This window comes from Sphingopyxis sp. LK2115 (assembly GCF_014595975.1).
Classification (GTDB): Bacteria; Pseudomonadota; Alphaproteobacteria; order Sphingomonadales; family Sphingomonadaceae; genus Sphingopyxis.
In genome coordinates this window covers 105,707-125,894 of the sequence record NZ_JABWGQ010000015.1, presented here as the reverse complement: position 1 = coordinate 125,894, position 20,188 = coordinate 105,707, and the positions used below count along the sequence as shown (strand labels likewise).

Below are 20,188 nucleotides of genomic sequence, written 5' to 3'. Positions count from 1 at the left end.
GTCGGCCGTCACCCTTCGATCGCCGCAAGCGGGCTGTCGCCGCCGCCGACGCTCGCCTGCGCCTGGGCGGCGCCCTCGGCGCGCGCGATATAGCCCTTCGACTTGGCGACTTCGCTTTCCAGCGTGTTGACCGTGGTTTTCATGCTGTCGAGCGCCTTCAGCTTGAATGTGTCGATCGCATCCATCGTGTCGTAGATATTCTGGAACGCGCGCTGCAGCGTCTCCATCGGGATCGTGCTCGACGCCGCCTGCTCGTGGATGCGCGCGCTATTGTCCTTCAGCATCTTCGACGTGCCGTCGATGATGTTCGCGGTGGTGGTGTTGAGCGCGGTGATCTGTTCGAGCACCAGCTTCTGGTTGGTCATCGCCTGTGCGACGGTGATCGCGGTTTTCAGCGCGCCGACGGTGGTGGTGCTGGCGCGCTCGACGCCCTTCACCAGCTCGATATTATTCTTTTTGACCAGGTCGAGCGCGAGATAGCCCTGCACCGTCACCGCCATCTGCGTCAGCAGATCCTGCGTCCGCTGGCGCGCATAGAAGAGCGCATTTTCGCGCAGCACCTTGGCCTTCGCGGGGTCGACGCCGTCGAGTTCGGCCGCCTTTTCCTCCAGCTTGCGGTCGAGCGTCTGGGCGATGTGGACCATCTGTTCCAGCTTGCCCATCGCTTCCCACAATTTCCGCCGCTCGACGTCGATGGCGGCATTGTCCATCAACAGTTCGTCCTTGCCGTTCGCGAGCGCGGTCAGCACGCTCGAGATATGCGACTGGGCGCTGCGATATTTGGCGAAATAATTGGTGACGCTGCTGCCGAAAATCTTGTCGAGCAGGCCGCGCTTGGAAATCAGCTTGCCGTTCGCCGACGGGTCGAGCCGCTCGACCGTGTTGCGCAGTTCGATCAGATTCTGGCCGATGTCGGTGTCACGGTCCATCGCCTTGATCGGGCGGTCGAGGAAACGGTTCGACTGGTTCGCCGCCTCCAGCATTTCCTTGCGGCCCATATTGGTGATCTGGTCGACCTTTTGCCCGAAGGCGGGCGAATTGACGTCCTGCGCAACCAGATCGTCGATGAAGCCATCGACACGCTCCTCCAGCTTCGATTTCTGCTCGGTCGACAGCGGCACGAGGCCCGCCGCCTTGTCGGGCGTTACGGCGGGCACGGGTTCGGGCGGCGTCAGTTTCAGCTCGTCGGTCGCGGTCGCCGTTGCGGTCACTTCGCTCATTCGTCTTCCTTCCAGCCCCAAGAGAGATTTCAGGGCCGCCCGCCTATATGGCATGCGGCACTGTATTATACAAGCATTACACTTGCCCGGTCCTTTTCAATCCCGGCGCAATCCATGCCGACACGATCAGTTGCGCCATATGATAAACGAGGATCGGCACCAGCACCATGCCGGCGATTGCGGGCGGGAACAGCGTCGCTGCCAGCGGCGCGCCGACCGCGATGCTTTTCTGCGCGCCCGCAAAGAGCAGCGTGATGCGGTCGGGTCGCGCAAGCCTCAGCAGTCCGCCCAGCGTCCAGGCCCCCCCGAAGGACAGCGCCAGCATCAACGCGGTGACGCCGAGAATGATGGCGATTTCACGCTGGTCGAGCTGGTCCCGGATGCCCGCGACAACCGCGGCCGAAAAGGCGACATAGACGGCGATCGCGATCGCCGTGCGATCCATGGCGGTCGCAAGTCCGCGGTGCGCGAGCGCCCAGGGACGAAGCCAGCGCTGTAAAAGCTGCCCGACCAGGAAGGGAAGGAGCAGGACCGCCACGATGCGCAGCACCGCCGCGCCCTGAATCGCGCCCGCGCTGCCCGCGAGCAGCGCGAAGAGTAGCGGTGACAGGACGACGCCGATCAGATTGAGCAGCGCCGCGGCGACGACGCTCGCGGCGACATTGCCCCCTGCCATCGACGTGGCCGCGGTCGCCGACTGAACGGTCGAGGGCAGGATGCCGAGGAACAGGAAACCGAGTGCGAGCGTCGCTGGCAGCAGAGGGACAAGAGCCGCCTGCGCGGCGAGGCCCAGCAAGGTCATGACGCCGAAGCAGAAAAGAAGCGCTGCGCCCTGAAGTTTCCAGTTGCGCACGCCGTGCAGCACCTCGTCGCGCGGAAGGCGGACGCCGTTCAGAAAAAAGAGCAGGACGATCGCCGCCGTCGACAACGCCTCTGCGACCGGAACCGCCGCCCCGCGCACCGGCAGCAGGCTCGCGAACAGAATCGTCGCGAGCAGCAGGAGAAGGAAACGGTCGGGCAAGAGGCGCGCGAGCATGGAGGAGCGATGGCGAGGAGGGCGGCGCTTGGCAAGGGCCGGACCATCGCGCCGCTTGGTGCGAGGGCAGCTATTGACCGCATTCGACCGGCTATTCGCAATAATTTTCCATCCGCGCGCGCCGACGCTAAAGGAAACCGATGAACGCTGTTCTGATCCTTGCCGCACTTGCCGAAGAGAGCGACGCCTTGTTCCCCGGCATCGGGGACCGGGTGGATGGCCCCTTCGCCGTCCGTCGCCTGACCGCGGCGAACCACAGCCTCACCATCGCCACCTGCGGGCTGGGCAAGGTCAACGCCGCGCTCGCCGCCGGCGTGCTCGGCGGCGACGCCGACCTCATTCTGATGACCGGCACCTGCGGCGCGCTTGGCGCGGCGCCGGGGGTTTACTGGATCAGCGAAGCGTTGCAGCATGATTATGGCGCGGCGCATCCCGGCTCGTTCCGGCGGTATCGTGCGGGCGACTGGCCGATGGGCGAGCCGGGCGAAGCGCATTTCGTCGCCGCGCCCGACCCCGGCCTCGGCCTGCCTCACGCCCGCATCGCCAGCGGCGACAGCTTCATCGCCTCGCCCGAAGTCGCCGCCGACCTCAAATCGCTTGGCGCTACGCTCGTCGATATGGAGGTTGGCGCGGCCGCGCAGGCGGCGATGCGGCTCGGCAAGCCATGGGCGGCGATCAAGGCGGTGACCGACGAGGCGAATGGCGACAGCGGCGGCGATTTCCAGGCGAACCTTGCTCGCGCCGCGCGCGCCGCGGGGCAAGAGATTGAGCGACTGGTCGCGATGCTTTGATCCGTTTCGCCCCGGTCGCTTCTGTGGTAGACTGATCCGTCTCCGGACAGAGGAGCGACACGCCATGCGGTACTACCGGTCATCCTTGTCCCTGCTCGCGGCTTGCGCGGCGCTGGCGGCGCCTGTCGCTCTTGCGGCGGGCGGCGGCGGTGGGGGAGGCGGCGCGCCGCCGAGCCAGAGCAGCTATGACCCGACGATCGACTATAAAAAGGGTGCCGAAGCCTTTGCCGCTGGCCGCTATGCCGAGGCGGCGAAGGCGCTGAAAAGGGTTGTCGCGGCCGTCCCCAGGAACCCGCAGGCCAATTATCTGCTCGGCGCCAGCCATCTGGCGCAGGGCGATTATTCCCGCGCGGTAAAACCGCTCGAAACAGCGGTGCGCCATGACGGAAAAATGATCGAGGCGCGTCGCGATCTTGGCGTCGTGCAGGCAAGGCTCGGCAAGGCCGACAAGGCCGACAGGGAGCTGCAAGCGCTCAGGATGATGCAGGAACAGTGCGCGGTCGGCTGCTCCGATGCGGCAAAGCTTGCCGATGCGATCGCCCGGCTGGAAGCCGCGATCGCTGCGGGACCGCAGGCGCGGGCCGCGGTCGCGCCCGATATGCGGCTGCCATCCGCTGCCGCGCTCGATCCGATCTATGTCGCGGCCGTCGCGCTCATCAACGAAGGCCGTTACGAAGCGGCGATCGCAAAACTCGATGCGGCGCTGTGGGCGGCGGGGCCACACCCCGATGTGCTGACCTATCTTGGCTTCGCGAACCGCAAGCTCGGGCGTCACGACGCCGCCGAAGCCTATTATCGCGACGCGCTTGCGATCGCGCCGACGCACCGCGGCGCGATCGAATATTATGGCGAACTGAAGCTCGAACGGGGCGACCTTGCCGGGGCGAGGGCGCATCTGGCGCGACTCGATGCGATCTGCGGATTCGGCTGCAACGAAGCCGATGAACTGCGACGCTGGATCGAGGAGAAAGCGCCATCGGCAGGCTGAACCGGTGCACCGGCGGCGTGGCGGGCGCGCTGGCTCTGGCCGTTCCCGCCGTCCCTGCCGCCGCGCCGCCGCCGTTCGAGACGTTGCGCTGGACGGCGCCGGGAGCCGAGCTTGCCGCCCTTACGACCCAGCCCGCGGCATGCCTGGGCACCGCTTCGGTCGAAATACAGGCGGGAGAGGCGCTGTTCAACAGCCCGCGACTGCTGGGCGGCCAGGCCGCCAAAGCCGGGCTGAGCTGCGCCGGTTGCCACGTCAACGGGCGCGACAATGCACATTTCCTGATGGCAGCCGTTTCGGATCGGGCTGGCACGGCCGATGTGACGCACAGTTTCTTTGGCGCGGCGCGCGGCAATGGCCGCTTTGACCCCGTCGCCATCCCCGACCTGGCGCGGCCGGGCAAGGTGTCGCGCGATTCGGCCGGCGGAGCGCTGGAATCCTTTGTCCGCGCCCTGATTGTTGACGAGTTTGCCGGCCGCGAACCGACACCGGCGATGCTTGCCGCCATTGCCGCCTATGTGCGCGCGATCGCCCCCTGTCCCGATGGCGACCCGCCCGTTCGACGCGCGCTCGACGATCAGCTGCGGCTGACCGTTTCTGCGCTGCGCGGCGCGATCGGCATGGCGCGGCGCGGCGATGCCGCGGCGGCGCGCGCGCTGTTGGCCGCGGCGCGCCATCAGCTTGGGCTGATCGCCGAACGCTATCCGGCCCCGCCGTTCGGCGCCGAGCGGCGCGACCTTTTGGCGGCCTCGCGCGCGCTGGCGGATCTGGACGGAAAAGCGGCCGATGGGGACGGTTTCACGACTGCGCTTTCGACGTGGCGGGCAGGGTTCGAGAATGGCCTGGCACAGCGGCTGCGCCGCCACGAGGCGCGATCCCTCTACAATCCGGCCAACCTCGCTTTTGTTGCGCCGCAGCAGGATAATCGCTAAGGGCGCGGCAGCCACGGCGCTGCCGCTCATCTCCACAAAAGGCCTCTTTTTCCATGTCGCTTCGCAATATCGCCATTATCGCGCACGTCGATCACGGCAAAACCACGCTGGTCGACCAGCTCTTCCGCCAGTCGGGCACCTTTCGCGACAACCAGCGTGTCGAGGAAAGGGCCATGGATTCCAACGACCTGGAGAAGGAACGCGGGATCACCATCCTGGCGAAATGCACCAGCGTCGAATGGGGGGAGGGCGACAAGGCGACGCGGATCAACATCGTCGACACGCCGGGCCACGCCGACTTCGGCGGCGAGGTCGAGCGCATTCTGTCCATGGTCGACGGCGTCATCCTGCTTGTCGACGCGGCCGAAGGGCCGATGCCGCAGACCAAGTTCGTCACCGGCAAGGCGCTCGCGCTCGGCCTGAAACCGATCGTCGTCGTCAACAAGATCGACCGCAGCGACGCCCGCGCGGCCGAAGTGCTCGACGAAGTGTTCGAGCTGTTCCTGACGCTCGAGGCCAATGACGAACAGCTTGATTTCCCGATCCTCTATGCCTCGGGCCGCGGCGGCTATGCCTCGCCCGACCCCGAAGCGCGCGAAGGCACGCTCGAACCCCTGTTCCAGACGATCGTCAGCCATGTTCCCGCGCCGGGGCTCGACGAGAATGCGCCCTTCACCTTCCTCGCGACGCTGCTCGACCGCGACAATTTCATCGGCCGCATCCTGACCGGTCGGGTCCAGTCGGGCACGGTCAGGGTCAACCAGCCGATCCATGCGCTCGACATGGACGGCAAGGTGATCGAGACCGGCCGCGCGTCGAAGCTGCTGGCCTTCCGCGGGCTCGACCGTGTTCCCGTCGACGAAGCGCGCGCGGGCGACATCGTCGCGATCGCGGGCCTCACCAACGCGACCGTCGCGAACACCATCGCCGATACCAGCGTCAGCGAACCGATCGCCGCGCAGCCGATCGACCCGCCGACGCTGTCGATGCGCTTTGCCGTCAACGATTCGCCGATGGCAGGGCGCGAGGGCAGCAAGGTGACGAGCCGCATGATCCGCGACCGCCTTTTCCGCGAGGCCGAAACCAATGTCGCGATCCGCGTCACCGAAAGCGCCGACAAGGACAGTTTCGATGTCGCGGGCCGCGGCGAGCTTCAGCTTGGCGTGCTCATCGAAACGATGCGCCGCGAAGGTTTCGAGCTCGGCATCAGCCGCCCGCGCGTCCTCTATCAGACCGACGAAAACGGCCAGCGCACCGAACCCTATGAAACCGTCGTCATCGACGTCGACGACGAGCATAGCGGCACGGTCGTCGAGAAGATGCAGATGCGCAAGGCCGACCTCATCGACATGCGCCCGTCGGGCGGCGGCAAGACGCGCATCACCTTCAGCGGCCCGTCGCGCGGCCTGATCGGCTATCATGGCGAGTTTCTGTCCGACACGCGCGGCACCGGGATCATGAACCGATTGTTCGAGAAATATGGCCCGTACAAAGGCGTGATCGAGGGGCGCAAGAATGGCGTCCTGATCTCGAACGGCAATGGCGAAGCCGTCGCTTATGCGCTCGGCCCGCTGGAAGAGCGCGGCATCCTGTTCGTGTCGCCCGGCGAGGCGCTGTACGAGGGGATGATCATCGGCGAAAATGCCAAGCCCGAAGACCTTGAGGTCAACCCGATGAAGTCGAAACAGCTCACCAACTTCCGGTCGACGGGCAAGGACGACGCGATCCGCCTGACCCCGCCGCGCCGCATGACGCTGGAACAGGCGATCGCCTATATCGACGATGACGAGATGGTCGAAGTGACGCCCAAGAATATCCGCATCCGCAAGGCGATCCTTGATCCGCACGAACGCAAGAAGGCGTCGCGGAAGAAGGAAGCGGCGTAACGCACGCCGCGACCGCCCCGGACACGCCGCATTTTTTTGTGAACGCGGCGTTACCGGCGGTTCAATGCTTTCTTCACGCGAACCGTATAGCTTCGGTCTCCCTGCCCATGGAGAGATCGCGATGATGATGCGCGCGGAAATCGAACGGCTCAGGAACGAACATCGTCGGCTGCTCGTGCTTGCCGATCATCTGGGGCGCTATATTGCGGGCGCTTCTCCGCGCGATGCAAAAGCGTGGGCGGATTTCAACGCGGTGCGCACGCGGTTCCGTACAGAGCTGATCGCACATCTGAAGCGCGAGGACTGGGTGCTATATCCCTCTCTTCTCGCCAGCGGCGACCACGAGCTGGCGAATACCGCGCAGAACTATATTGACGAAATGGGGCATATTTCCGAGGCATTCACCGATTATAGCCGCCAGTGGCTGCCCGAGGCGCTCGCTGCCGATTGGGCGGGCTATTGCGCCGCGACCAGGGAAATCCTGGAAGCGCTTGCCGCGCGCATCGAGCGCGAGGATGGGGGGCTGTATCCGCTGGCGCTGACCGTTGAGGCGGTCAATGCCCAAGGCGGGCGCTCCGGCAGCAGCCACGATACAGGCGCGACGGCGCAACCGTCCACCTTTTGACCTCCGTCGGCGGACGGCCAACGATGGCTTGAATTGAAGCCCGGCGAAGCGCATGAGGGCGGAGCGCCAGCAGCGAGGAGTCGTCCGCCGCTCCGGTCCGATGCGCGTCAGTCCTCCGCATCAGCTGACGCATTTCCATTCTGTGGGAGTCCAGGCGTTGGGACGGTTGATCCTGTTCAACAAGCCGTACGGCGTCCTGTCGCAATTCACCGATCGCGGCAGCGGGGAAGGGACCGGCGGCCCGCGCGCGACGCTGTCCGACTATATCGACGTGCCGGGCGTCTATCCCGCCGGGCGGCTGGACAGGGACAGCGAAGGCCTGCTGGTCCTGACCGACGACGGCGCGTTGCAGGCGCGGATTTCATCGCCGAAGCACAAGATGCCCAAAACCTATCTCGTGCAGGTCGAGGGCGAACCCGACGACGCCGCGCTCGACGCGCTCCGCCGCGGTGTCGCGCTGAACGACGGTCCGACCCGCCCCGCAACCGTCCGCCGCATCGGGACGCCCAAGCTGTGGGACCGCGACCCGCCGGTGCGATTCCGCAAGAGCGTGCCCGACGCATGGATCGAACTCACCATCACCGAAGGCCGCAACCGCCAGGTCCGCCGCATGACCGCAGCGGTCGGCCATCCGACGCTGCGGCTGGTGCGGTGGCGGATCGGCGGGTGGGAGATTGGCGATCTGGCGCCGGGGGCGTGGCGGACGACCTGACGGCCGCCCGCCAGCCGCGCTCACTTGGTCGTGTAGCCGCCGTTGACCAGAATCGTCTGGCCGGTCATCCACCAGCCTTCCGACACCAGCATGCGGATCCACGGGACGATATCCTCGATATGGGTCAGGCCGGTGGGGGTGAAGGGCGACAGCGCGGCGGCGGTCTTGTGATAGGCGACCGCATCCTCGCCCTCGGCAGGGTAAAAGAAGGGGGTGTCCATCGGGCCCGGCCCGATCGCGGTCACCGAAATGCCGCGCTGGCCGAACTCCTTCGACGCGGCGCGGGTGAAATGTTCGACCGGCGCCTTGGTTCCCGCATAGGCGGCGTAGAAGGGCGTGTAGGCGCCCAGCAGGGAAGTGACGATGGTGCAGATCTTGCCATTGTCATTGAGGTGCCTGCCCGCCTCTTTCAGGAAGAAAAAGGCGCTCTTGCTGTTCACCGCGGTCATCTCGTCATATTCCGCCTCGCTGACTTCGGTGAAGGGCTTTTTGAGCACCTTGCCCACCGTGTTGATCGCGATGTCTGGGTGTCCGACCGCCGCGATGGTGTCTGCGAACAGCTTTTCCATCGCCGACGCCGACGTGAGGTCGGCCTGGAAGGCGACGGCCTCGGCGCCCGCAGCGCGGATGGCGGCGAGCGTTTCGTCGGTCTCGGCGGCGGAGGCGGGACTGTTGTAATGCACCGCGACTGCTTTGGCGCCATGCGCGGCAAGGTCACGGGCGACGAGGCCGCCCAGATTCTTGCCGCCGCCCGCGATAAGCGCAACTTTGCCCTTGATGCTGTGGTCTGTCATTGCTGGTCTCCTTGGCAACGCTGTGAGGCACGCCGGGACGGTCGCCGCGGCGCTGTCGTGCCGATGATAGGCGTGTTCCGGCTTGCCCGCTTTTCAATTCCGGCGCAGCTTTCTCCCTCCGGCGCATGAGTCGAGTGGCCGAAGAGGAGGACGAGTGAACGAGCAGGCGTGGGGCGTGTGGGACGGCATCCGGCCGCTGCGACCGCGGACGCTCCTCGCGCGCCGCGAAACGGCGATCGGCCCGATCGGCGTCGTCGCCGCGACCGAACGGCTCGACCGCCCGACCGACTGGACGTTCGAGGAGGCGCATCACACCATCGTCGTGCATCTGGGCGGGCGGATCGACCGGCTCGTGTGCGAGTTTGCGGTCGGGCCGTCTGGGCCGTTACCGCCGGCGCGCGGTGATATATGGATCATCCCCGCGGCGTGCCGCTATGCCGCGCTCGCCGAGGGCGGACGGGCCGAGTTTGTCGAGCTGCGCGTGCCCACCGCGCTCGTCGGCGACGTTCCGCTTGCGGCGCGGGTGCGGCACCGCGACGATTTTCTCTTCGGATCGGCGGCGCGGCTGGCCGAATTGGTGCGCGGGCCGGGCGGCGACCTGGCCGACATGGCGGCGCACGCGATCGGCGATACGTTGCAACTGCACCTGCGCGCGCGTTATGGATCGCGCTTCCGGCATGGGGCGCGGCGCACGCTGTCGGCATCGCAGCGGGTGCAGCTGGTCGCGGCGATCCGCGACGCGCCCGACGCGCGGCACAGCCTCGATACGCTCGCGGCGCTCGTCGGCATGGACGTGCGGCGCTTCACCGGCGCGTTCCGCGAGGCGTTCGGCGTCACGCCCTGGCAATATGTGCTGCGCGCGCGGCTCGACGCGGCGGCGCGGATGCTGCGCGCGGGCGACGATCCGGTGACCGAAATCGCGCTCGCCACGGGCTTTGCGACGCCCAGCCATTTCGCGACCGCCTTCGCCCGCCGCTTCGGCGCACCCCCGTCGAGCTGGCGGCGTGCGACCTGACCGGACGTCCGCGCGGGCGGCGTTCCGGTCGCCGCCGGGCGGGCAGAGAGTTTACGGTCCGTTCACGCTCCCCATCTATGCTCGCACACGAGGGACCGCTCGCGCCGCGGGAACCATTATGGCCACGAGCCGGGAAATGGATCGACTGCGCGCTGAACATGCGGCGCTGATGGCGCTGGCGCGCGTCATCCGGGCGATGATCGACGATCCCGCGCCGCTGCGTCCCGCCGATCTGGCATCGGCCCGCTCGGCGCTGCGCGCCACACTGGTCCGCCATCTGAAGTGCGAGGATTGGGCGCTGTATCCGCGCCTGCGTGCGAGCGGCGAGCCCGAACTTGTTCGCCTTACCCGTGCATTCGAACTCGAAATGGGCGATCTCGCCGACAATTTCACCGCTTATGACGAAAAATGGACCGCTACGCGCGTTGCGGCCGACTGGGCGGGCTTTTGCCGCGAGACGCGGATCATCTTTGACCTGCTGGGGCGCCGCGTCGAGCGCGAGGAGCGCGAGCTTTATCCGCTCGCCGACAAACTTTATTCGGCAGCGCCGTCGGCGTTGCCGCCGACATCGGCTGCGGCGCGGAACCGTGGCGCGGCGCGTCTTGGCGATTGACGGTGGCGGTTCGACCCCGCTAGGGCCGCGCATCATTTTACGGGAAAATTGTCCATGACCGATACGCCGCCCGACCGCATGTCGACCAATCCGCGCTCGCCCCATTTCGATCTGGAAGTGCTGCAACGTGGCATCGGTATCCGCTTCAAGGGCAAGGAACGCACCGACGTCGAGGAATATTGCATATCCGAAGGCTGGATCCGCGTTGCCGCGGGAAAATCGAAGGATCGCTTTGGCCAGCCGATGACGATCAAGCTGTCGGGCGAGGTCGAGGCGTGGTTCGAGGATGTGGCGGGTAAGGGTGCCGGCAAGGGCGACGCCAACAGCAACGGTGAAGGCGACGCCGTCGCCGACTGACCGACGCCAATCCTTTCAGCCTCAAAAGAAAAAACCACCCGGAGCGGCGAGCCGCCCCGGATGGTTTCGTCGCTCGTCGAGCCCTTGGAGGTGGGGGGGGAGGCTCAGTTGCCGAGCGAAGCGGCAACGACGTCAAGGCCGTTGCCGGGTTTCCAGTCCTGCTGCGCCCAGACCGGCGCCTCGAAACTCGGCGCCGGATTTGCGCCGCCCGGTTCGCGGTCGGCGTAGATGAAACCCTGCACCGGATTGGCGCGCAGGCCGAGGTCGCCGATCGGCGCGTACCACACGCGCACCAGGCTCCAGTCGCCGGCGTCGCTGACATCGACGACGCGAACCCCGCGCTCGATCTGGCCACGGCGGCCGCCTATCGGCGACCAGTTCGCATGGTCGATCAGGATTTCGCGATCGCTGACGATTTTTTTGACCACCGCGACATGGCCCATCGGCATCCCGCGCGTGCCCGCAAAGGCCATGACGGCGCCCGGCCGCGGTTCACTGCCGCGCGCATAGCTGCCCGCCGCCTGCGCCCACCAGGTCTTGGCATTGCCGCGAATATCGACGCCCGATTCGGCGCGGGCGAAGGGGACGCATTGCAAATAGGATCTGGCCGCGGCGGGGGCGCTGGCGAACAGTCCTGCAAGCGTCAGCGCCGACGCAAGCGCGGCAGTCAGAAAGCGGCGTTGGAACATGGAATGCGACCCCCGGCTTGTTTTCAAGCGTGGGAGCGTCTTTGCCACGCCGGACGGCATCCACCACCCGTCCAGCGATGAGCCGCGCCACGGATGCGGTGGATGGGGGAACCTTTTGACAGGGCGTTCGATTCGGCGCGCAAAGGCCTCGATCCGTCGGCGCTTCCCGCTTGACAGGGAGGCAGCGAAACCAGCCAACTTGCTGGCCAGTCGCAGCGGTGGGGGCGCTCCCGGCCTGAGACGGCGATGCAAGGACGCACCCTCACCCCTATCCAACGTCGCCTGAACGTTTCGCGATAAGCCTTTCTATCCTTCCCCATCAGGGGGAGGGAGAGCCGGGTCAGGCGGCGGCGATCGCCACGTCGTCGGGACGGCGGAACAACGCCAGCACGTCGTCCGCGGGCATCGGGCGTCCGTAATAATAGCCCTGGATGTTCGAGCAGCCGAAGCTGCGCAGCGTTTCGACTTCCAGCTCGGTTTCGGCGCCTTCGGCGGTGGTCGACATGCCAAGGCTGTCGGCGAGCGCGACGACGGCGCGGATGATCGCGATCGATTCGATACTGCCCTTGGCGGCACCGACGACGAAGCTGCGGTCGACCTTGATCGTCGAAAATTGCGTCTTGCGCAAATAGCCGAGTGACGAATAGCCGGTGCCGAAATCGTCGAGCGACAGGCGGATGCCGAGCGCGATGAGCTGGTCGAGCAGTTGCGCGGCGCCCCCGCCGTCGCGCAGGAAGACGCTTTCGGTAACCTCGATCTCCAGCCTTTGCGGCGGAAGGCCGCTCTGCGCGAGCGCCGAGACGACGACCGAGGCGAAGCTGGGGTCGGTGAGCTGGTCGGCCGACACGTTGATCGCAACCTTCAGGTTGGACGGCCATTTCATCGCCTCGCGGCATGCGGTGCGCAGCACCCATTCACCGATCGGCGAGATGAGGCGCGCATCCTCGGCAAGCGGGATGAACCGGCCCGGCGAAACATTGCCCAGCTTCTGGTTGGTCCACCGGAGCAGCGCTTCGAATCCATTCAGCGTACCGTCGGCGGCGGTGACGACCGGCTGGTAATAAAGCTCGAACTCGCCGCGTTCCAGCGCGCCGCGCAATTCCTGTTCCATGACGCGCCGTTCCTCGGCCTGGGCGTGAAGCGAGGCGACATAGGCGGCGACGACATTCCCGCCGCGATCCTTTGATTTATACAGTGCAAGGTCGGCGTTGCGCGTCAGCGTTTCGACCGTCGCGCCGTCGGTCGGCCCGATCGCGTAACCGACGCTGGCGCCGACGAACAACTGGTGATTGTCGACGACATAGGGTCGGCTGATCGTCGCGATGATCCGCTGTGCCAGTTCTTCGGCGACCGCGCCCGATGCGACATTGTGGAGCACAACGGCGAATTCGTCGCCGCCAAGGCGGCCGCAGGTCATGCCGCGCTCCATCAACGCCTTCAGCCGCGCCGCGACCTGTGCCAGCAATTTGTCGCCGACGGGGTGGCCCAGCGTATCGTTGACCGCCTTGAAGCGATCGAGGTCGATCATCAGCAGGGCGCAGCGCGATTTGGTCTCGACGGCGCGGGTGAGCGCGCGGGCCAGATCCTCGTTGAGGCTGAGCCGGTTGGGCAGGCCGGTGAGATTGTCGAAACGCGCCATTCTTGCAATCTGTTCGGCGGTTGCGCGCTGTTCGGTAACATCGGACCCGACCCCGCGAAAGCCCAGGAACTTGCCCGATTCGTCGAGGCGCGGCGACGCCGACAATTCCCACCAGCGCGGGCGGCCACCGATCGACACCGGCACGATCAGGTTCGAGAAGCTTTCACGCCGCTTCATCCGTTCGGCCATGTCGTGCAGGCTCTTGGGGAACAGTCCGGTGTCCCACGCATCGCCCGACAGCGCCTGGAGCAGCGGCACGCCTTCGAGCTGGTCGGCGCTGCTGCCGAGCGCATAGGCGAGGCGCGGCGAAACATGAACGAGGCGGCGGTTGCTGTCGGTCTGCCACAGCCAGTCGGCCGAGGTTTCCTCGAACTCGCGCAGCAGCAGGCTGACCGTTTCGCTTTTTTCGTGCAGCGTCTCTTCGGCGCGGCGCGAACGGATGTGGATTTGCGCAAAACGGACGCAGAAGGCCGAAAGCAGAATGCCTGCGACAAGCGTGACCGCGGCGATTTCCGGCACCCCGGCCAATCCAAGCGCCGCCGCCGCGGACAGCGAAACGGGCATGATGAACAGGGTGCAGGCGAGCGGAACGCTGTGCGCGACGATCGCCAGCGTGAGCATCATCAGCACCGCGATCGTCCACATCGACAGGATATGGTCGATGCCGGGCGCGAGCCCCTGAAGCCAGAAGGGTGCCCCCCAGAGCAGCGCCGAATAAAGCGCGTGGCGATGGCACAGCCGGTATTCGGCGCTCCCCGGCAGCTTGGGATCACCGAGCGGCAGGCTGTGGAACCGGCGCCACGACCAGAAGCTGAAGAGAAGCGACGCACCGAGCCAGCCGCCGGCGACCGGCAGCGCGACATGGTGAAGCATGGTCACAAAGGCGACGAGCGCCATGCCGAGCCCCATGCAGAGCCGCAGCGCGCCGCGGCCGCGAAGCGGCGCGAGCTGGATCTGGCGGAGGTTGCCGAGGTCCTGGCCCCGCGGCCCCAGCCCCAGCAGGGTGCGTGCGGGAATGACGTCGGTGGCAGTCGGGTCGGTAGGCAGGCTTTTCACCCGGCCGGTTTAACGGGTGCGGGTTACCCGAAGGTAACCATCGCGCTGCGGCATGGCGAATTTTTGTTCCGCGCGGGGACAGGATGGAGGATTGGGTGGGAATGACGGTTTTTGGGGTGGGCCGCTGTCGTCCGCTTATCGGTCATCCCGGACTTGATCCGGGATCCGCCGCGGCGCTGAAGCCATGGACCGCGGATCACGTCCGGGATGACGATGATATTCGGATGACTGCTTGCGGCCGCTACCGGACGTTCCCGCCCTTACGCCGCAATCGCAAAGGGCTGGATTTCCCCCGCCAGATATTGCGCGCGCGCCTTCGACCGGCTGAGTTTGCCCGAACTGGTGCGCGGCAGCGAGCGCGGCGGGATCAGCTCGACGAGGCAGTTCATGCCGGTGATCGCGCGGACGCGCTCGCGGATCGTCTCGCGCAGCGCGGCGCGTTCGGCATCGTCGCTGGTGCGGCACTGGACAAGCACCGCGGGGGTCTCTTCGCCGCCCGGCGTGGTGATCGCAAAGGCGGCGATGTCGCCCGACTTGAAACCGGGCAATTGCTCGACCGCCCATTCGATGTCCTGCGGCCAGTGATTCTTGCCGTTGATGATGATCATGTCCTTGGCACGGCCGACGATATAGATGTAACCGTTTGACATATAACCCATATCGCCGGTGTCGAGCCAGCCGTCCTTCATGCAGGCCGCGGTCGCTTCGGGATCGCGGTAATATCCGGTCATCAGCGACGGGCCGCTGCACCACACCTTGCCGACCGTCTGGTCGGGGAGGGGATTGCCCGCCTCGTCGCGGACTTCGATGGTCATGTCCTTGACCGCCTTGCCGCAGTTGACGATCGCGCGATAGCGCGTCGGGCGGCCCGAATCGTTCGCGGCGCCCGACAGCTCGGTTTCCTCGACCAGTTCGACGACGATGCCTTCGCCCGGCGGCATGATGCTGACCGCCAGCGTCGCTTCGGCGAGGCCGTAGCTCGGCAGAAAGGCGCTCGCCTTGAATCCCGCGTCGGCAAAGGCATCGACGAAGGCCTGCATCACGTCGGGACGGATCATGTCGGCGCCATTGCCCGCGACGCGCCAGCGCGACAGGTCGAAACGGTCGGCGACATGGCTCTGGCTGGAGATGCGGCGCGCGCAAATGTCATAGCCGAAGGTTGGCGAATAGCTGAGCGTCGTTCCTTCGTTGCGGCTGATGAGGTCGAGCCAGGCGAGCGGGCGGCGCGCGAAATCCTCGGTCTTCAGATAATCGACCGAAACCTGGTTCGCGACGGGCGAGAGCAGGCAGCCGACGAGGCCCATGTCGTGATACCAGGGCAGCCACGACACGCAACGGTCGCTGTCCTGCAGCTTCATGCCGTGCGAATGTGCCGACAGATTGTTGAGCAGCGCGCCATGCGTCACCGCGACGCCGTGCGGAAAGCGCGTCGATCCGCTGCTGTACTGAAGATAGCAGGTTTCGTCGCTTTTCTGCCTGGGCAGTTCGGCGACGGGGGCCGCGCGCTCGGCAAAGCTGGTCCAGTCAATCGGTTCGACCCCGCGTTGCTCGGCCGCTTCGGCCGCCATCGCGGCGATTTCAGGCGGGAAGAACAGCATTTTGGGATCGCAGCTCGTCAGCTGGACGACGAGCTGGCCGACATAGGAGTCGCGCCCGCCAAAGCTCGTCGGCAGCGGCAGCGGCACCGGCCATGCGCCGGCATAGATGGTCCCGAAAAAGAGCGCGGCGAATTCGGGGCCGGTTTCGGCGATCAGCGCGATGCGATCCTGGGGTTTCACCCCGGCGGCGATCAGGCGATAGGCGGCCGCGAGCGCGTCGGCGCGAAGCTCGCTGTAGGGATAGGGGCGCACCAGACGCCCACGCGGATCGTGGAAATTGAGCCCGCGGGTGCCCGCGGCGGCATAGTCGAGCGCTTCGCCCACGGTGGCGAAATCCGAAAAGCGGCGCGGTTGCGCGCACCGGGTAGGGGTCGGCACGAGCGTGTCGGCCGACGCGGCATGATTTTCGGTCATAAGGGGTGCGACGTCCCTCGATTCGCGGCGCGCAGCAACAAGCATGTCATCTTTCTGTGCCATGAAGCGTGTGCGAACCCTGCGTTGTTTGAACATATCGCCCAGTTCCGGGCCTTTGCGCCCGATATGGCGGTGTTGATCGTTCTCAATCGGGCCTGACTGTGGCACAAACATGGCACATGCCCAAGCCTTGTGCTCCGTTCGACCGTTCCAGAAAGCCGCTCGACGCAGCGAAGCTCGACGAACTGGCGCTTGCCTATGTCGCGCGATTCGCGACGAGCCGCGCCAAGCTGTTGCGTTATCTTGCCCGAAAAGTTCGCGAATCCGAATGGTTGGACGAATGTGACGCCATGGCGGCGTGCGAGGCCATCGCTGACCGGATGGCGCGTTTGCGCTATCTCGACGACCGCCAATATGCGGCGATGCGTGGTCAGGCGATGACGCGGCGCGGGTTGGGAGCGCGGCGGGTGAAGGCGCAGCTTTACGTCGATGGAATCGCCGCGGCGGACAGCCGCGAAGCGATCGCCGCGGCGGAGCGCGAGGCGGTCGCGGCGGCGGTCGGCTTTGCGCGGCGGCGTCGTCTGGGGCCCTTTGCCTTGCGCGCCGATGACGATCCCCGGCTGCGCGAGCGACAAGTCGCCGCCTTTGCGCGCGCGGGGCATAGCCCGGCGCTGGCGCGCCGCATCCTTGGCGTGGCGCCGGGCGACTTGGACGCGCTGGCGGCGCTGGACGCGGAGGTGGCGCTTGATTAGCCGGGAATCCTTCCCATTGAACGTCATCCCGGCCTTCGCCGGGATGGAGAATGCGGGGTCGAACATGACGCGTATCTTTCTGGCGGCGCTTGCCTTGTCCCTGGCCCTGCCGATGGCGGGGTGCAGCCGCGATGCGGGCGAGGCGGAACGTGCGGCGACGGCGGCGGTGACGATCCGCATGGCGGGCACGGCGCACCGCTTCGACGTCGAGGTCGCGCGCACCGATGCGGAGCAGAAGCGCGGCCTCAAGTTCCGCACCAGCCTGCCCGCGAACGGCGGGATGCTCTTTCCGTTCGAGAAACCGCGGATCGCAAGTTTCTGGATGCAGGACACGCTGATCCCGCTCGACATGATCTTCATCCGGGCCGACGGCAGTATCGACCGCATCGCCGAAAACACCATCCCCGGATCGCTTGAACCCGTCGCGAGCGGCGGCGAAGTGAGCGCGGTGCTCGAACTCGCGGGCGGCACGGCGGCGAAGCTGGGGATCGACGAGACGGCAAAGGTGACGTGGACGGAATAGGCAGCAAATCGGCGAGCAATTCGCTTGCGAAGCCTGCACCCTTGGCTGTAAACGCCGCAGCCATGAGCATTCTGGGCAAGATTTTCACCTGGTGGGACGGCGCGACCGTCGGCACATTGCTGAACAGCTGGGCGCGCGGCGAAAGGGTCGGCGAGGACAGCCTGGGCAATGTATATTATCGCGCCAAAAAGGGGCCGCGTCGCTGGGTGATCTATAAGGGATCGAACGACGCGAGCCGCGTGCCGCCCGAATGGCACGGCTGGCTGCACGGCACCTTCGACGAACTGCCCGCCGACGTGCTGCCCGCGCCGCGCGCGTGGGAACGCGAACCGACCCCCAATCTGACCGGCAGCGCGGGCGCCTATCGCCCCGCGGGTGCGCTCGAACGCGGCGGCCGCCGCGCCGCTGCGACAGGCGATTACGAGGCCTGGCGGCCCGGCGCCGATTAATGGCGCGCTGCGTCTGGATCGTCCTTGCCGCCGTGACGGCGCTGGCGCTGGCCGGATGTGACCGGTCCCCTTCGAACGGCAGCAAGACCGTTCCAACGGCGCTGAAGTCAGAGCGCGCTCCGGCCGAAATCGACGGCATCGAAGGGACAACCCCGATGGCCGAGCGTATCGCGGTGCTGGGCCTGCTCAACAAGCGCAACGGACTGGTGCGCGAACTCGAGATGAAGCCCGGCGAATCGCTGCGCGTCGGCCGCGCGATCGTGCGGCTGCGCGCGTGCGAACAAACGGCGCCATGGGAAGACCCCCCCGAAACCGGCGCCTTCGTCCAGCTTTCCGTGCAGGACCAGCGCGACGACAAGTGGCGCCGCGTCTTTTCGGGCTGGCTTTTCCGCGAGCGACCCGACCGCAACGTGATCGAACATCCGATTTACGATGTTTTCGTCAAAAGCTGCGCGATGACATATCCAGGCGGCGAGCCGGTCCAGCGCTCCGCACCCGCGGCGGCGGCGCCCAAGGCGTCGAGCGCACCCCAGTCGCCCGCGACGAACGGCGGCGAGGGGACTGAAACCCCTGCGACGTCGGTTCCGGCGCCTGTTTCAGCGCCGACTGCCGCCGAGCCGTCGCCCCCCGCCAACACCGAATAGAGCCGGGCCAGATAGTCGGCCTGGCGGATCTCGATCGCGCCGAGGCTGGCGAGATGCGGGGTCAGGAACTGGCAGTCGAGCAGTTTCCAACCGCCCGCGATCAGCCGCGCGACCAGGTGGGCGAGCGCGACCTTCGACGCATCGCGCGCGCGGCTGACCATCGATTCGCCGAAAAAGGCCCGGCCCAGCGTCACGCCGTAAAGCCCGCCGACCAGCGCGCCGTCCCGCCAGCATTCGACGCTGTGCGCGTGGCCGAGCCGGAACAGCCGATCGTAACTCGCCCGGATGACGGGGTTGATCCACGTCGTCGGCCGGTCGTCGGCGGGCTCGGCGCAGAGCGCGACCATGTCGGCAAATGCCGTGTCGGTCGTGACGCGGAAGCGGTCGGCGACGATGACTTTCCTGAGGCTGCGCGACAGGTGAAAGCCGTCGAGCGGCAGGATCGCGCGCAGTCGTGGTTCGACCCAATGGACCGACGGGTCGTCCGCCCCGTCGGCCATCGGGAAAATCCCCTGCGCATAGGCGCTCAGCAGCAGCGCAGGGTCGATGGATTCGATCGGCTTCAGCTTGCGGGCTTCACGAATTTGAGCGTCATCCGGTCCGATTCGCCGATCGCGATATATTTGGCGCGGTCGACCTCGCCTTCGCGCAGGTTCGGCGGCAACGTCCAGACGCCCTTTTCATAATCCTTGGTGTCCTTGGGATTGGCGTTGATCTCGCTCTTGCCGACCAGCTTGAAGCCTGCGGCTTCGGCAAAGGCGATGACCGAGCTTTCCTTCATATAGCCGGATTTTTCTTCCTTGGCGGCGTCGTCATCCTCGTTCAGCCGATGCTCGACGACACCCAAAGTGCCGCCGGGTTTCAGCATCGCGAAAATCTGCCTGAAGGCGTCGGCGGTCTTGTCGGCGCCGCTAAAGCGCCAGTTGTGGACGTTGCGGAAGGTCAGCACGACGTCGGCGCTGCCGTCGGGCACCTTCGGTCCGGCGCCGGTGGCGGGAAACTCGGCCAGTTTCAGCGCGCCATAGGTGGCAGCGTCGGCGGCCTGTTTTTCCTTGATGCGATTGAGCCCGCGTTCCCACGGCGCCGCGACATAAAGCGCGCCGCCGCCGGCCTTGGCCAGCGGGGCAAGGATTTCGGTGTACCAGCCGCCACCGGGCCACAGTTCGACCACCGTGTCGCCGGGCTTCACGCCGAAAAAGGCGAGCGTTTCGGCGGGGTGGCGATATTTGTCGCGCTCGACATTCGCGGGAGTGCGCGTCGGCGCGGCAACCGCGGCGGCGATTGCGTGATGCGCCTGGTGTGCCGCGTGGCCGTCGCCATGATGGTCGGCGAGGACCGCCGCGGGGGCGGCGAGAGCGAGGGCACTACTTGCAACGAGGATCAGCGAACGCATATGGGCAACCTCTCTTTTGGGGGACTGTCCCCTGTTTGCGAAGGTGCGCGCGTCAATGCAAGTGT

General features: G+C 66.5%; 20 protein-coding genes and 1 pseudogene. 13 read left to right on the top strand and 8 right to left on the bottom strand.

The window, feature by feature from the left end; genetic code table 11:
• Positions 1–8: 8 nt before the first annotated feature.
• Positions 9–1,220: a toxic anion resistance protein gene (locus HUW43_RS02640; protein WP_188235961.1), complete on the bottom strand. Its 1,212-nt coding sequence runs from the start codon at positions 1,218–1,220 to the stop codon at positions 9–11.
• A gap of 76 nt (positions 1,221–1,296) precedes the next feature.
• Positions 1,297–2,256: a bile acid:sodium symporter family protein gene (locus HUW43_RS02635; RefSeq protein ID WP_188235960.1), complete on the bottom strand. Its 960-nt coding sequence runs from the start codon at positions 2,254–2,256 to the stop codon at positions 1,297–1,299.
• 140 nt (positions 2,257–2,396) lie between these two features.
• Here HUW43_RS02635 and HUW43_RS02630 point away from each other — a divergent pair, with 140 nt between their 5' ends.
• From HUW43_RS02630 to HUW43_RS02605, 6 genes are all read left to right on the top strand, one after another.
• Positions 2,397–3,047, top strand: a complete 651-nt coding sequence (locus HUW43_RS02630; RefSeq protein ID WP_188235959.1) for a 5'-methylthioadenosine/S-adenosylhomocysteine nucleosidase — start codon at positions 2,397–2,399, stop codon at positions 3,045–3,047.
• Positions 3,048–3,111: 64 nt separating this feature from the next.
• Positions 3,112–4,035 carry a tetratricopeptide repeat protein gene (locus HUW43_RS02625; RefSeq protein WP_188235958.1) on the top strand — a complete coding sequence of 308 codons (924 nt, stop codon included), beginning with the start codon at positions 3,112–3,114 and terminating at the stop codon, positions 4,033–4,035.
• A gap of 17 nt (positions 4,036–4,052) precedes the next feature.
• Complete coding sequence (locus HUW43_RS02620) at positions 4,053–4,964, top strand: hypothetical protein (RefSeq protein WP_188235957.1); 912 nt, start codon at positions 4,053–4,055, stop codon at positions 4,962–4,964.
• A gap of 53 nt (positions 4,965–5,017) precedes the next feature.
• On the top strand, positions 5,018–6,850 hold the full coding sequence (gene typA, locus HUW43_RS02615) for a translational GTPase TypA (protein ID WP_188235956.1): 1,833 nt from the start codon (positions 5,018–5,020) through the stop codon (positions 6,848–6,850).
• A complete protein-coding gene (locus tag HUW43_RS02610; RefSeq protein WP_223181210.1) occupies positions 6,801–7,475 on the top strand; it encodes a hemerythrin domain-containing protein in 675 nt (224 codons plus the stop codon). The genes typA and HUW43_RS02610 overlap by 50 nt, the downstream gene beginning before the upstream one ends.
• A 157-nt stretch (positions 7,476–7,632) precedes the next feature.
• Positions 7,633–8,187 (top strand): pseudouridine synthase, encoded by a 555-nt coding sequence (locus HUW43_RS02605; protein WP_188235954.1) that lies wholly within the window; start codon positions 7,633–7,635, stop codon positions 8,185–8,187.
• A gap of 20 nt (positions 8,188–8,207) precedes the next feature.
• Here the strand turns inward: HUW43_RS02605 and HUW43_RS02600 are convergent, their stop codons facing one another.
• Positions 8,208–8,981, bottom strand: coding sequence for an SDR family oxidoreductase (locus tag HUW43_RS02600; protein WP_188235953.1), 774 nt, complete (start codon positions 8,979–8,981; stop codon positions 8,208–8,210).
• Positions 8,982–9,135: 154 nt separating this feature from the next.
• Here HUW43_RS02600 and HUW43_RS15910 point away from each other — a divergent pair, with 154 nt between their 5' ends.
• From HUW43_RS15910 to HUW43_RS02585, 3 genes are all read left to right on the top strand, one after another.
• Positions 9,136–9,996 (top strand): helix-turn-helix domain-containing protein, encoded by an 861-nt coding sequence (locus HUW43_RS15910; protein WP_188235952.1) that lies wholly within the window; start codon positions 9,136–9,138, stop codon positions 9,994–9,996.
• A 136-nt stretch (positions 9,997–10,132) separates the two neighbouring features.
• Positions 10,133–10,609, top strand: a complete 477-nt coding sequence (locus HUW43_RS02590; protein WP_188235951.1) for a hemerythrin domain-containing protein — start codon at positions 10,133–10,135, stop codon at positions 10,607–10,609.
• A gap of 54 nt (positions 10,610–10,663) precedes the next feature.
• The gene (locus tag HUW43_RS02585; RefSeq protein ID WP_188235950.1) at positions 10,664–10,966 is read left to right on the top strand and encodes a DUF3297 family protein; all 303 of its coding nucleotides are present in this window, start codon (positions 10,664–10,666) and stop codon (positions 10,964–10,966) included.
• 104 nt (positions 10,967–11,070) lie between these two features.
• On the opposite strand, the gene HUW43_RS02580 is transcribed toward HUW43_RS02585, so the two are convergent.
• The 3 genes from HUW43_RS02580 to HUW43_RS02570 all read right to left on the bottom strand — a co-directional run bounded on the left by HUW43_RS02580 (position 11,071) and on the right by HUW43_RS02570 (position 16,362).
• Entirely contained in the window at positions 11,071–11,655 is a 585-nt protein-coding gene (locus tag HUW43_RS02580; RefSeq protein WP_188235949.1) for a CHAP domain-containing protein, read from the bottom strand.
• A 340-nt stretch (positions 11,656–11,995) separates the two neighbouring features.
• On the bottom strand, positions 11,996–14,350 hold the full coding sequence (locus HUW43_RS02575) for a putative bifunctional diguanylate cyclase/phosphodiesterase (RefSeq protein ID WP_188235948.1): 2,355 nt from the start codon (positions 14,348–14,350) through the stop codon (positions 11,996–11,998).
• A 260-nt stretch (positions 14,351–14,610) separates the two neighbouring features.
• A complete protein-coding gene (locus HUW43_RS02570; RefSeq protein WP_188235947.1) occupies positions 14,611–16,362 on the bottom strand; it encodes a fatty acyl-AMP ligase in 1,752 nt (583 codons plus the stop codon).
• A gap of 179 nt (positions 16,363–16,541) precedes the next feature.
• Between HUW43_RS02570 and HUW43_RS02565 the strand changes: the two genes are divergently transcribed.
• The 4 genes and pseudogenes from HUW43_RS02565 to HUW43_RS15905 all read left to right on the top strand — a co-directional run.
• The gene (locus HUW43_RS02565; protein WP_188235946.1) at positions 16,542–17,114 is read left to right on the top strand and encodes a RecX family transcriptional regulator; all 573 of its coding nucleotides are present in this window, start codon (positions 16,542–16,544) and stop codon (positions 17,112–17,114) included.
• A gap of 64 nt (positions 17,115–17,178) precedes the next feature.
• Positions 17,179–17,637 (top strand): DUF192 domain-containing protein, encoded by a 459-nt coding sequence (locus tag HUW43_RS02560; RefSeq protein WP_188236006.1) that lies wholly within the window; start codon positions 17,179–17,181, stop codon positions 17,635–17,637.
• Between the two features lie 62 nt (positions 17,638–17,699).
• Positions 17,700–18,086: an NADH:ubiquinone oxidoreductase subunit NDUFA12 gene (locus tag HUW43_RS02555; RefSeq protein WP_188235945.1), complete on the top strand. Its 387-nt coding sequence runs from the start codon at positions 17,700–17,702 to the stop codon at positions 18,084–18,086.
• A pseudogene (locus HUW43_RS15905) lies at positions 18,086–18,478 on the top strand (DUF2155 domain-containing protein); the annotation flags it as partial. The gene HUW43_RS02555 and the pseudogene HUW43_RS15905, both read left to right, overlap by 1 nt.
• Positions 18,479–18,513: 35 nt before the next feature.
• On the opposite strand, the gene aat reads toward HUW43_RS15905, so the two are convergent.
• Both aat and HUW43_RS02540 read right to left on the bottom strand, forming a co-directional pair.
• Positions 18,514–19,287, bottom strand: a complete 774-nt coding sequence (aat, locus tag HUW43_RS02545; protein ID WP_317450805.1) for a leucyl/phenylalanyl-tRNA--protein transferase — start codon at positions 19,285–19,287, stop codon at positions 18,514–18,516.
• Positions 19,288–19,292: 5 nt separating this feature from the next.
• The gene (locus tag HUW43_RS02540; protein ID WP_188235944.1) at positions 19,293–20,123 is read right to left on the bottom strand and encodes a class I SAM-dependent methyltransferase; all 831 of its coding nucleotides are present in this window, start codon (positions 20,121–20,123) and stop codon (positions 19,293–19,295) included.
• Positions 20,124–20,188 lie beyond the last annotated feature (65 nt).